Source organism: Bacteroidota bacterium (genome assembly GCA_013360915.1).
GTDB lineage: Bacteria > Bacteroidota > JABWAT01 > JABWAT01 > JABWAT01 > JABWAT01.
In genome coordinates this window covers 354,948-366,915 of record JABWAT010000002.1, presented here as the reverse complement: position 1 = coordinate 366,915, position 11,968 = coordinate 354,948, and the positions used below count along the sequence as shown (strand labels likewise).

The window sequence follows — 11,968 nt, the reverse complement described above, 5'->3', positions numbered from 1 at the left end:
TCAGGATACTAGTTTGGTAATTTTCCGAAATGAAAAATCGTTGAGATTGATAGATTTCATGGCATGCTCAACGGTAATGGAAACAACAATACCTTCATGATCAAAATCTACATACGTAATTTCATTTAATTCCCGGGTCTCGGAAATTTGTTTCTGGTTAAACTGAATAAACAAGGTGTCGGAATCATCAAAATATTTTACTTCCATCAAATTCCCTCTTAAAAGTTCTGTCCCAAAATGCGTTATGCACCATTTCACAAAAGATCCTCAATCGGAATATTTGAAAAAACCTTCACCCGATTTCACGCCAAGTTTTCCTTCCCTGACCATTCTTCTCAGGATTGGCGCCGGTCTGAATTTGGGTTCACCAAGCTGTTGCCAGAGTTGTTCGGCCCACATGAGCACATCATCGAGCCCCATCATATCGGCCATGGCAAGCGGACCAGTCTGAAATCCGTAACCCAACTTTAACGCTGTATCGATACCCTCTGCCGTGGCTATTCCCTCGCTGTACACGTGCATGGCTTCATTCATCATGGGAATCACCACGCGGGTGGTGACAAATCCGGGATATTCGAACACCTCGACCACACGCTTGCCCAGTTGTTTTTCGGCGAAATTTCTCACCTTGACAACGGTATCCTCACTGGTGCCGGTTGCCCTGATCAGCTCGACAAGCGGGATTTTGGGTACCGGATTCAGAAAGTGAATACCGATTACCCGGTCAGGCCGCTGAGTTTCCTCTGCCAGTTTACTAAGGTTCAATGTTGAAGTGTTGCTGATAAAAATGGCCGAGGACTGGCAGTTTTTATCCAGCAGATGAAATAACCGCTTCTTTAACCCGAAATCCTCATTGATGGCCTCGATTACAATGGGACAATCGTGTATGTCTTCCATTTTGGAAGAAGGTTTAATGCGGGCCAATATGGATTTTTTCTCTCCGACAGTGAGTGACCAGCGTTCAATTTCCTTATTCATGCTGGTTTCAAGGGTTCGGAGAGCCTTTTCGGCCAGCGTTTCATTTTTCTCGACCAGAGTCACTTCAATTCCGTTCGAGGCAGCCGTCTGAGCAATTCCTCTTCCCATGATACCACCACCAATGACGGCAATCCATGGAATAAATTGAGTCGATTCAGCAGCAGACTTCGGCTTTAGTTCATCTAGTGACTTGATCATGGTTGACTCTCCTGATTCATCAATCGGTCCAGCGACCGTGCAGGAATACGGATGGTAAATAACAATGTGTTTTGGTCGGTCTGGATATCTATAAAACTGGAAACAGATTCTTCATTGAGAATGATAGACTTCAGCGAAATCAGATTGATGGCAGAGGAAAGAATAAACTTGGCCAGCATCGGTGATTCATCCTCGTTCAAAATGAGACGGGAATCCGCATTGATCTGGTCGTTCAGGTACCAGGCTCCATATAATCCTTTGAATCCCTGTCCGTCCACCGTCACCTGACTACCACCAGACTGATTCATGGTCCAGGAACGATCGCCGAAATCGCGTATCCAGATAAATCCCTGATTCCGGACGGGAACCCCATCGAAGGTATCAAAGGGAATGTCATAGTCCCCTTTTCCATCATAGAGTACATCAAAATCGGGCTGATTGGTCAACTTCAGTTTTTCCCCGGCTTCCGCCTGAAACCACCAATCGCCATTCGGAATTTTTTTCCAGCCTGATTCACGCGATTCCATCAGGTTTGCAAGTCGTTTCTGATCAAAATCCCCTCTGAAAATGAACAACAGATCGGTGCTTGAATCGGGGGCGAGCCATGCACCACCCACCATCCGGTTCATATCGGTCAGCACATCAATCCCAGCCGCCTCAAAAAACGGCATCAGACCATCGTTGCTCTTCTTTGAATCAGATCCTTCAGAAACGGCCGTTCTGAAGGAGGAAAAGGCAGTTTGTTTTCTCGTTTCAGCCAGATCCCACCAGCAAACGGCAATGGCCCCGGAAGGTAACTCCTTCAGGCCCGAAAGCACGGTCAGATCAGGATTGGTGACGGGAACCGGTTCGCTTTTCTTATCATCACAACCAACAAAAAGTGCCAGCAGCGACGATACAAGCAGCAGGTTAGCCAGCCTTGCGAATCGCGCCGGTTGCCAGTTTATCGGCACGGTTATTCCACGTATCATTGCTGTGTCCTTTAACTTTTATCCACTCTATGTCATGATCATCCATGGCAACAAGCAGTTCTTCCCATAAATCACGGTTTTCAACAGGTGAACGATCGGCTTTCTTCCAGTTACGCGCCATCCAGCCATCAATCCATCCCTGCTGGAACGCATTGATGACATAGGCACTATCCGAATGCAGTTTAACCCTGCATGGAAATTTCAAAGCCTGAAGTGATCGGATAACCGCCGTCAGTTCCATCCGGTTATTGGTGGTCCTGGCTTCCGATCCGGTCAATTCTTTCAGGTGCTCACCAAACCGTAAGATGGCTCCCCACCCGCCAGGTCCCGGGTTTCCGCTGCAGGCCCCGTCTGTATAAATAATCACTTCTGGTTTCATCGGATGCAAAAGTCCGGAAACCGCCTGTTAAAAACAAAACGCAACAGGAGAATCACCGGTTTACCGACAGTCCCATCCGGAGCAATTGCAACTTTGCTTCGCGGGCTACGGAATGGATTTTTTCATTTCTGGCCAGATCTCCCAATAAAGTTTCCAACTCAGCAGACCGGAAGGATGAGGCATCTGAAAGCAGGTATTGTCTCAGGATCTCATCCGGGTCCGATCGGACGGTCCTGATCCAGAGAGACTGAAGGTTCGGGTTTTTCGGGTCGGTCCTTTTCATGGCAGAAAAAGCTGCATCGCGGATCGACCGGTGATGGGGCGGTTTTGCAAACGGTTCAAGAAACGAAAAGTCCCGTGACACACCATATGAGCCGATTTTCTGCAACAGCACCGGAACCAGCCTGTGCTCATCGGGATGGCTTCTGATCCAGGTTTTAAATGCGGTCAATGCTTTAAGCGAATCCAGATCAGCAAGCGCCGAAGCAGCGGTCCGCCGGACGGCAAAGGAGGAATCCGCCAGAAAATGGTGATGAGCCAAGTCCCATGCCTGTTTTTTATCTGGCAGACGCGAGACAAATGCAGCTGCAATGCGTCTGACATCAGCCGACTGGTCCTTTAGTCCGGATTGCAGCAAATCACCAGACGGAATTTCCGTGGAAGAGGCAAGAAAACCGATGGCTTCTTCACGGCAGAGTGAATACCGGCTTTTCATCAGAATTTGCCTGAAGTAATGCTGAACATCGGTCCGGTGCAGACTGTCCTGTAAAGCAACCATTGATTCAACCTGTCCGGCCAGATCGCCAGCCTTCCCGATCTGATAAATCCACCAATCAAATGGCTTTTGTGTGGTGACCATTTTCATGATGGCATTTCCGGGATCCAACCGGACATTCTTTGGATTGCTGACAGGAAAAAAATAGGTGGTGTCAGCGGTGAAGTTTTCAACCCGGACCGTTTTTGCTCCCTTCTGGTCCTCAATCTCAAAGTCGAGCGGCATTCTGAACAGGCCGGTCAGGGAATCCTGCTCCTGTTCCTGAATCACACGGATGGAAAGGAAGCCTGGCCTGGTTAACGTATCCATCACCACCTGATACTCCGGATACCCGGCTTTGTAAATCCATTGATCAAAAAACCAATCCAGATTTTTGCCCGTGCTTTCCTCGATAGCCATGACCAGGTCTGAGGTAATCACCGGCTGGAAAGCATGTTTTTCAAGATAATACCTCAGTGCCTCCCTGAATGCCTCCTGTCCCAGCACATATTCAAGCGAGTACAGGATTGCCCCTCCCCGCGGATACAGGTTGTTCACATAGGATTGTTCACTGACAATGGGCTTTCTTCCCAGCTGCCGGTCGGAATACATCCCGGAAAGCTGGTTGTAAAACAGATCGGTTTCCGCTTTTTCCAGCCAGCCTTTCTGACGGTAATACCAGGTTTCGAAATAGGTGGCAAACGATTCATTCAGCCAGAGATGGGTCCAATCTCGCGGAGTGACCACATTACCAAACCATTGATGAATCAATTCATGAGCAACGAGTCCTTCCGGTTGCTGATCAAGCAAATCAAACCGGTCCAGGTTGATCGACTCATCGTTCATGGTCGTGGCCCCGGTATTTTCCATTCCGCCATACATAAAATCCTGAATCACCACCTGAGAATACGATCCCCAGGGATAAGGCATGTCGGTGAACTGTTCAAAGGCTTTCATCATATCTGCAGTATATGAAAACCCTCGCTTGCCATCTTCAATCCGGTCCGGATACAGCCAATAAGACAAGGGGATTTTTCCAGCCTTTGCCGAAACCACCGAATAATCACCGATGGCCAGCATGATCAGATAGGTGGAATGAGGCTGATCAAGCCGGTAATGCCAGGTGGTAGCCTGACGTTTTTTTACTGGTGTCTTCGACATCAGTTTTCCGTTGCTGAGGGCTTTCAGCGAATCCGGAACTGTGACCAGAATCTCTGAGGTCGCTTTATCGTTTGGAAAATCATAACAGGGGAACCAGAATCGGTTATCGGCATCTTCTCCCTGTGTCCAGACCTGCGTTTTCCGCCAGGGGGTGTCTGATGTTTTAAACCGGAAATACATGCCGCGTTCAGGGTATGAAAATGAATACCGGATGACGAAACTGGACTGTTTGCCGCGAATTGTTTTTCCGGTAAGATTCAGTATTATTTTTTCGTTCTCCTGCACGAACCGGACTTCTTTACCATCCTGCCTGACCGAGGAGATGGACAGTCCGGCCGCATGAAACCAAACAATTGAATCGCCAGAGGATAAAAACCGGGTTTTTATGGTGGTCACCCCATCGGCCCCCTGCTTCTCCAGTTTCATATCCAGTTCAATGCGGTAATGAAGAACGTCGGTGTTACGATCCTCAGGATATGGAGATACTCCTTCCCGGAAGAGGGATTGAGCAGGTGCGTCAGAAAAGAAAAACGGAAAGAGGAAAAGTAAAAAAATGGGGAAAAAAGGGCGGATCCGTGGGCGAAGTGCAGTGGAGGTCATTTCCAATTCCGGTCTGTTGTGTCTGATCTGTAAAAATACAGCATGACCTTCTTAAAAGGACCGGACTTTTTTAAGGAAACAGCAACATCCGTTACCAGCGGTTACCTATCTTTGCATGGTTTCTTCACCACCACCCTTTTTAAATACCTTATGAGCAAACGTCCCGGACTTCAGGCCAGGTTCAATGCTTTATCAGAAGCTGCCCTTTTTCTGAATTCCACTCTCGATTTATCGGGAATACTGAGCAAAAACCTCCGCTACATTCTCGATACTCTGGGGGTGGACCGTGGAACCTTTTATCTGATGGATGAAGACCGTAAAGAAATCTGGTCCAGGATCGTTACCGGTGAAGAAATGACCGAGATACGACTCCCTTTCGGAAAAGGGCTGGCCGGTACAGTGGCACAAACCGGTGAAACGATTATTCTGGAAGACGCTTATCAGGATCCGCGGTTTAATTCTGAAAATGATAAAAGAACCGGCTATCGCTCCCGGTCCATGTTGGTTCTCCCGGTCAGAAACAGTCAGGGAAAACAGGTGGCTGTACTTCAGCTGATCAATAAATACAATGGACCCTTTACCCGGGAAGATGCCGATTTTGCCGGATTACTGGGCAGTATTTCCGCCGTTGCCATTGCCAATGCCATGCTGCATGAAGAAAACCTCCGGGTGGCCTCGCTCCGGAAAGAATTAAATATTGCACGTGATATTCAACAGCAATTGTTACCCCGCCACCTTCCATCCATTCAGGGATACTCTCTGCTCTACCACTACCAGGCCTGCAATGAAGTCGGGGGCGACTACCTGCAGGTTTTTCCTCTGGAAAACGGATCTTTTCTGTTGGTGATTGCAGATGTGAGTGGTCATGGGATTCCTGCTGCCCTGCTGGTTTCAACCTTGCACGCTGCTATTGAAAGCCGTCTGCATGATCTTGGAAACCTGGCACTGCTGGCTTACCGCCTTAACCATCAGATCCACCGGAATGCAGCCTCGGGCATGTATATCACCTTTTTTGCAGCTATGCTGAATCCGGCAACCAATGAACTCAGATGGGTGAATGCCGGACACCCATCTCCGGTTTATGTCACTCCAGACACGGCTTCCTGTATTTTTCCCGCTTCCGGACCTCCTCTGGGTCTCATGCGCGGAATTCAATATGAGGAGCATTCCATCACTCTTGAACCCGGCGGGCAGATCGCCTTGTTTACCGACGGAATCACCGAAAATTTCAATGAAGATGACGACTTGTACGGCGAGGAACGATTGGGCACTTACCTCCTTACAAGTTCTGCCATGACACCCGGTGAATTGGTCACCGGTTTGTTTAACGAAATTGACCGCTTTACCGGTGATAAACCTGCCGATGATGACCGGGCCATTCTGATCATCAGGAAGTCCTGAAATATTTTCTGCCTCTGAGTAAAGCGACAACCGGGTCTTGTGAACAAACCGACTGACTCCTACCTTTAGAAAAGGTTAACTTTCCGGGAGAGGTCACATGAAATCCATCACCGTCCAGCAACTCAAGGATCAGACAGACAGCGTTCTTAAAATGGTTACAGATGGGGACACTGCGGTAGTCATGTCTGGGAACCAACCCACCGTTTATCTCTCGAAATATCAGATCGACACCGTTAAAGAACTGAATTATCTGCATCAGCTAACCAGAAAACTGATCACAGAAGTCATTCCACTCGGAATCAGAATGGCGGCCGAGAAGGATCTGAATAAGCTGCTGGAACAACTGTTGCATGAAGCACAGGATATCTGTCACGCCGACGGAGGAACGCTTTACCTTCGGGCCAGAAACCATGAATTGAAGTTTGTCATGTTGCGCACCAAATCGCTTGGCTTTCATATCGGAGGTACCTCTGGCAAACCAGTGAACCTTCCCCCCCTGAAAACGCTGGATGATTCCACCGGAAAACCAAACGACCGGTTTGCTTCCACCTGGGTTTGCATCAACGGAAAAACACTCAACATCCCCGATGTGTACAGCAGCAAAGATTTCGACTTTACCGGAACCCGTTCGTTTGATCAGGCAAACAATTACAAAACCACCTCGTGCCTGACTGTTCCCATGAAGGATGTTTCTGACCATGTGGTTGGTGTGATTCAGCTGATCAATGCCTCCGATCCTGCAACGGGCAAGGTGATCGGATTCAATACCTACCTTCAGCAAACCGTCGAAGCACTGGCTTCCCTTGCTGCTGCGGCCTTGCTTCATCACATGGAAAAATTGAAAGGCTGATATCAGGATGACCGGCCAGTACCCGTTTCTGAAGGTGGTTACCCGCCTGTTTCTTTTTGGTTTTATCCTCACCATCTGCACGACGGGATTTTCCCAATCCATCCGGCTAACCACCTGGAATCTTCGGTTGGATATCGCTTCGGACAGTCTTAATCAATGGAAATACCGGAAGGATGAAGTTGCCAGAATCATCCGGTCCTCGGGTGCCAGTGTCATCGGAACACAGGAGGGCTTTTATCATCAGTTGACCGACCTTACCTCACGCCTTCCCTCCTTCGGCTTTGTTGGAAAAGGCCGTGATGATGGGAAAAAAGGCGGAGAATTTTGTGCCATCCTGTTCGATTCAATGCGGGTAACCGTCCTGCAGGATTCCACCTTCTGGCTCTCACAAACTCCTGATAAACCCGTCAAGGGATGGGATGCCGCTTACCTTCGGGTCTGCACCGGAGCCCTGTTCCGTGATCAGCAATCGGGAAAATCCTTCTGGGTCTTCAATCTGCACGCCGATAATGAAGGGGAACGTGCCCGCGAGGAAGGCTCCAGACTGGTTCTTTCCGCCATCACATCGCTCACCCGTTCCAATCCGGACCTGCCAGTCATCGTCATGGGTGATTTCAATGCCACCGACAAGGCACTTTCTGTTCAGCTCCTTCAGAAACGGTTTATCGATGCCAGACTGGCCACCCGTAAGAAGCCTGCCGGACCAGAAGGAACCTTTAACGGATTCCGGTTTCCCTTTTCAGGTGGCCCAAGGATTGACTATCTGTTTGTTCCTGAGTCGGCCACCGTACTCGATTACCTGGTCGATGATCATTCAGTTAACCAACGGTACCCATCCGATCACTTCCCGGTCACTGTCACTCTGATTCTTCCGTAGATCCAAAAGTCCGGTTTAATCGGGGAACCATTCCCTTAAATTGCGTGTTGTAACACGAAAAGGAGATTTCCATGAGAACCGTTGATCTGGTCGTCGCACCCCCGCCTGTCCATTGGGTTGGTGATGGGTTCAGAGTTCATAATTTCTTCCCATCCAATCCACAGATCGGATTTGCTGGTTTAAGTCCGTTTCTTATGATGGACTACAATTCCCTGGTCGATTTCTCTCCGCGCGAACAGCCAAGAGGCGTCGGTCCGCACCCGCATCGCGGATTTGAGACCGTGACCATTGCCTATCATGGCAAAGTGGCCCACCATGATAATGCAGGAAATTCTGGCGTTATCGAAGAAGGCGATGTTCAATGGATGACCGCTGGTTCCGGATTGCTTCATAAAGAGTACCATGAAAAGGAATTTTCCAGAAAAGGCGGTCCTTTCCAGATGGTTCAATTGTGGGTAAACCTTCCCGCCAGATCAAAAATGACACCACCTAAGTACCAGGCCCTCACAAAATCCATGATGGGTAAGGTCATGCTTCCAAATGATACCGGATATTTTGATATCATTTCCGGTGAGCTTCAGGGTGTGAAAGGACCTGCTTTTACCTTTTCTCCCGTTCATCTGTTTAATGGATTCCTTCAGCCCGGGGCTTCGGTTGAATTGTCCTTTCCTGCCCATTTCAATGCGGGGGTTCTGGTTTTGAAAGGATCGGTGACCATTAACAATCAGACATCAGTCCCCCTGAACCACCTGGCCCGCTTGAAAAATGATGGCGAGACCTTTACCATCGGGACCAGCGAGTCTTCCACCATCCTGATTCTGGCCGGTGAACCCATTCAGGAACCGATTGCTTCCTACGGTCCTTTCGTAATGAACACCCGCGAGGAAATTGAACAGGCCATTCTGGATTTCAATTCCGGTAAATTCGGGGATCTTGACTGAGTCAATGTCCGACTTTCCGCAGATCCTTTTTCCTCTCCTGCTGACGACCTTTGCCGGTCTGGCAACAGGCATCGGAGGCCTGATCGTTCTGATGTCGAAAAAACCCAATCCACGTGTACTATCTGTGGCATTGGGTTTTTCTGCAGGAGTGATGATTTATGTGTCGATGATAGAAATTTTTCCGAAGGCACGTCTGAGCCTGACCCCGGACTATGGTGAGAAACTGGCGTATGTGTTGACCACCTTGCTCTTTTTCGGGGGAATCTTCCTGATTGCCCTAATCGATAAGCTGGTCCCCTCCTTTGAAAATCCTCATGAAATTCATGAATTGAAGGACATGGAAAAAGCCGTCGACCGCGACAAACTGCTTCGGATGGGTCTGTTTTCTGCACTGGCCATCGGAATACACAACTTTCCGGAAGGGCTAGCCACGTTTTTCAGTGCGATGGATGACACGGGAATCGGACTTTCAATTGCGCTTGCTGTCGCCATCCACAATATACCGGAAGGCATTGCCGTGGCGATCCCGGTTTTGTATGCAACCAACAGTCGTCGGAAAGCCTTTGGTTACTCGCTGCTTTCCGGATTGTCGGAACCGGTTGGCGCCGTGATTGGAGTTCTGGTCTTATTACCGGTTTTTTCGCCTGCCATGCTGGGATTTTCATTTGCAATGGTGGCTGGAATCATGGTTTTCATCTCTCTGGATCAGTTGTTACCGACTGCTGAGAAATACGGGGAACATCATCTTGCCATCTACGGCCTGATTTCCGGAATGGCTGTTATGGCAACCAGTCTGGTTCTGCTGAGCTGATACTCAGGTTCTTTTCAGTCTGAGTACCATCATCCCACCTGCTGCTGTCACCACTCCCGGATAGAATGCCAGACCGGTCCACTCCGGATTCCAACCAGGAATGGATGGAAATAACCACGTCCAGCAGGCAGCAATCAGCACGGAGACCAGCTGCACCAACCACACTTTTCCGGGGTGATTCACGACAAAACCTGCGTGAATGCAAAGCAAAGGAATCAGCAAACCTGGCAAGACCACCGAGCCGAGCGTGAACCAGATTCCAACTACCGTTTCAGACCAGACTGAAAGCCAAAAAGCCAATCCGGTAACCAGCAGCAGCGCCCACCTTGTGCGGCTGACTTCCCTGTCAGTTGATGGGATCAGCCGTCCCATGAAATCCCTGCCGATCGATTGAGCGGCCAGGAAGGAAAAACCATTCAGCGTTGACCAGACCGTTGCCAGCATACCGGTAAAAAAGAGCCCCTTCAAAACCGGGGGTAACAATTGCTCGCCCAGAAACGGATAGGCATGACTCGGTGGAGAAACCTGGTCGCTTAAAGCACGGGCATACAGGCCGGTCAGGACCGTCATCACATCAAAAATAAACCAGAATCCAATGCTGATCAGGATTCCGCGCCTGGCGACTACCGGTGAAGTGGCAGAATAACATCTCTGATAAAAACCGGGATCTGCGAGAGTCATAGAGGCAATAAAAAACCAGATCAGAAGGGTCCATCCGCTCCCTTCGGGAACGAAGTCCAGATGTCCGGAAGGCAAATTGGTCAGAAGAAAATCCGTTCCGCCCACCGAAAAGAAAGCTACAAACAGGATGGCGGCAAACCCGGCATACATCATGGCAAACTGAAGAAAATCGGTAACCACCAGAGAGCGGTACCCGCCAAATCCGACAAAGAATGTGGAAAGAACCAGGCTGATCAGCACCGACATCCAGAATGGGATGGGAAGAACCAGACTGATCAGAACCCCGCTCATGAGGGCATAAGGGGCCGGAGTCACCATAAAAAAAGTAAAGACCGCGCTGATGATCCCGGAAAGACGGCCGTAGGCCTGTTCCATCTGATCGGGAATGGAGGTAAGGCGCGACTTATGTATTCGCGGCGCCAGCCAGAAAGCAAAAATCAGGGCAAAGAAATAATACGGAAGTCCGAGTGCCACCCAGGCGGATATCCCATTCAGATAGGAATATTCGCCGACGCCTAAAATGCCGCCATACCAGGTCGTCACCAGCGTCACCACAAATCCAGGAAGCGTTACCGACCGACCGGCGAGAAGAAAACTGTCGGCTGATGCCTGTTTTCTGATGGTAAGAAAACCAAGTATGGTCAGCAGAATCACATACGCCGAAACAACAGCCCAATCGGCCGGAGCGAGCGTCACCCGTCAATCTCCATGAGGATCAGATGGCCCGATGTGAATGTGATCTGTACCGGACCACCGGTCGTTTCATTCAGGGTTCCGTTCCGCAATCCGAGTTCGAGGGTTTCATTCAGCAGTGGCCATCGCAGACCCACGGTCCTGACTCCGCCGGCAGAAGGAATCGGGATTAAGGAAATGGTTTTTCCCGGCGGAAACGTTTTACTGAATCCGGAAGGAATGGAATAGCTGAGGGCATTGTTCGATTTCAGGTAAACCGATCGTTTTCCTGCCAACCGGATGAGGGAAGATAAATTCCCGATGGTATGATCGATCCGGAGACCCAAAGCCCCCCAGACCGTTACCTGAGCAGCGGGCCATTGACCGATGTAGGTCAGAACCTTTTCAAAATCGGTGGTTTCCTGATCATCCAGACGGATCAACTGTGCAGATTGACAGGCCTGCAGGGTGGATGGAGTGACCGAATCAAAGTCGCCGATAATCACATCAGGAATCTGACTGGCTTCAACCGCAGAATTGGCTCCTCCATCGGCACAGATAAACAGGTCTGATTCGGCCAGATCGGCCTTAAACCGGTCGGGATCTGGCTTTTCTCCGTTACAGAGAACGACGATGCGTGATGGTTGTCTGGTCAAAGCAGTCTGGATTCAGTTGATGGTATCAGGAAAAGGAA

Annotated in this window: 12 protein-coding genes; 5 read left to right on the top strand and 7 right to left on the bottom strand. The window is 49.5% G+C overall.

All coding sequences use genetic code 11. The features are described 5' to 3' along the window. From HUU10_05300 to HUU10_05280, 5 genes are read right to left on the bottom strand one after another with little or no spacing between them, the layout of a single operon-like run. Window positions 1-207, bottom strand: a complete 207-nt coding sequence (locus HUU10_05300) for a DUF2283 domain-containing protein (GenBank protein ID NUQ81009.1) — start codon at window positions 205-207, stop codon at window positions 1-3. Between the two features lie 60 nt (window positions 208-267). After that, window positions 268-1,176, bottom strand: a complete 909-nt coding sequence (locus tag HUU10_05295; GenBank protein NUQ81008.1) for a 3-hydroxybutyryl-CoA dehydrogenase — start codon at window positions 1,174-1,176, stop codon at window positions 268-270. Next, window positions 1,173-2,147: a hypothetical protein gene (locus HUU10_05290; protein NUQ81007.1), complete on the bottom strand. Its 975-nt coding sequence runs from the start codon at window positions 2,145-2,147 to the stop codon at window positions 1,173-1,175. The genes HUU10_05295 and HUU10_05290 overlap by 4 nt, the downstream gene beginning before the upstream one ends. Continuing rightward, window positions 2,086-2,526, bottom strand: coding sequence for a ribonuclease HI (gene rnhA / locus HUU10_05285; protein NUQ81006.1), 441 nt, complete (start codon window positions 2,524-2,526; stop codon window positions 2,086-2,088). The genes HUU10_05290 and rnhA overlap by 62 nt, the downstream gene beginning before the upstream one ends. 52 nt (window positions 2,527-2,578) lie before the next feature. Next, the gene (locus tag HUU10_05280; protein NUQ81005.1) at window positions 2,579-5,041 is read right to left on the bottom strand and encodes a M1 family metallopeptidase; all 2,463 of its coding nucleotides are present in this window, start codon (window positions 5,039-5,041) and stop codon (window positions 2,579-2,581) included. 42 nt (window positions 5,042-5,083) lie between these two features. On the opposite strand from HUU10_05280, the gene HUU10_05275 reads away from it, so the two are divergent. From HUU10_05275 to zupT, 5 genes are all read left to right on the top strand, one after another. Continuing rightward, window positions 5,084-6,442, top strand: coding sequence for a SpoIIE family protein phosphatase (locus HUU10_05275; GenBank protein ID NUQ81004.1), 1,359 nt, complete (start codon window positions 5,084-5,086; stop codon window positions 6,440-6,442). A gap of 97 nt (window positions 6,443-6,539) precedes the next feature. Continuing rightward, window positions 6,540-7,292, top strand: coding sequence for a GAF domain-containing protein (locus tag HUU10_05270; GenBank protein NUQ81003.1), 753 nt, complete (start codon window positions 6,540-6,542; stop codon window positions 7,290-7,292). Window positions 7,293-7,299: 7 nt separating this feature from the next. Continuing rightward, window positions 7,300-8,169: an endonuclease/exonuclease/phosphatase family protein gene (locus HUU10_05265; GenBank protein NUQ81002.1), complete on the top strand. Its 870-nt coding sequence runs from the start codon at window positions 7,300-7,302 to the stop codon at window positions 8,167-8,169. Window positions 8,170-8,234: 65 nt separating this feature from the next. After that, entirely contained in the window at window positions 8,235-9,110 is an 876-nt protein-coding gene (locus tag HUU10_05260) for a pirin family protein (GenBank protein NUQ81001.1), read from the top strand. A gap of 4 nt (window positions 9,111-9,114) precedes the next feature. After that, window positions 9,115-9,921, top strand: coding sequence for a zinc transporter ZupT (zupT, locus tag HUU10_05255; GenBank protein ID NUQ81000.1), 807 nt, complete (start codon window positions 9,115-9,117; stop codon window positions 9,919-9,921). Between the two features lie 3 nt (window positions 9,922-9,924). Here zupT and HUU10_05250 read toward each other — a convergent pair whose 3' ends face one another. Next, entirely contained in the window at window positions 9,925-11,298 is a 1,374-nt protein-coding gene (locus HUU10_05250) for a sodium:solute symporter family protein (protein NUQ80999.1), read from the bottom strand. After that, window positions 11,295-11,930: a thiamine diphosphokinase gene (locus tag HUU10_05245; protein NUQ80998.1), complete on the bottom strand. Its 636-nt coding sequence runs from the start codon at window positions 11,928-11,930 to the stop codon at window positions 11,295-11,297. The genes HUU10_05250 and HUU10_05245 overlap by 4 nt, the downstream gene beginning before the upstream one ends. Window positions 11,931-11,968: the final 38 nt, after the last annotated feature.

Bases quoted from the DNA above. Each gene is read 5' to 3' on its own strand.
- HUU10_05300 (NUQ81009.1), bottom strand. From the start codon at position 207: ATGGAAGTAAAATATTTTGATGATTCCGACACCTTGTTTATTCAGTTT.
- HUU10_05295 (NUQ81008.1), bottom strand. From the start codon at position 1,176: ATGATCAAGTCACTAGATGAACTAAAGCCGAAGTCTGCTGCTGAATCG.
- HUU10_05290 (NUQ81007.1), bottom strand. From the start codon at position 2,147: ATGATACGTGGAATAACCGTGCCGATAAACTGGCAACCGGCGCGATTC.
- rnhA (NUQ81006.1), bottom strand. From the start codon at position 2,526: ATGAAACCAGAAGTGATTATTTATACAGACGGGGCCTGCAGCGGAAAC.
- HUU10_05280 (NUQ81005.1), bottom strand. From the start codon at position 5,041: ATGACCTCCACTGCACTTCGCCCACGGATCCGCCCTTTTTTCCCCATT.
- HUU10_05275 (NUQ81004.1), top strand. From the start codon at position 5,084: ATGACCTTCTTAAAAGGACCGGACTTTTTTAAGGAAACAGCAACATCC.
- HUU10_05270 (NUQ81003.1), top strand. From the start codon at position 6,540: ATGAAATCCATCACCGTCCAGCAACTCAAGGATCAGACAGACAGCGTT.
- HUU10_05265 (NUQ81002.1), top strand. From the start codon at position 7,300: ATGACCGGCCAGTACCCGTTTCTGAAGGTGGTTACCCGCCTGTTTCTT.
- zupT (NUQ81000.1), top strand. From the start codon at position 9,115: ATGTCCGACTTTCCGCAGATCCTTTTTCCTCTCCTGCTGACGACCTTT.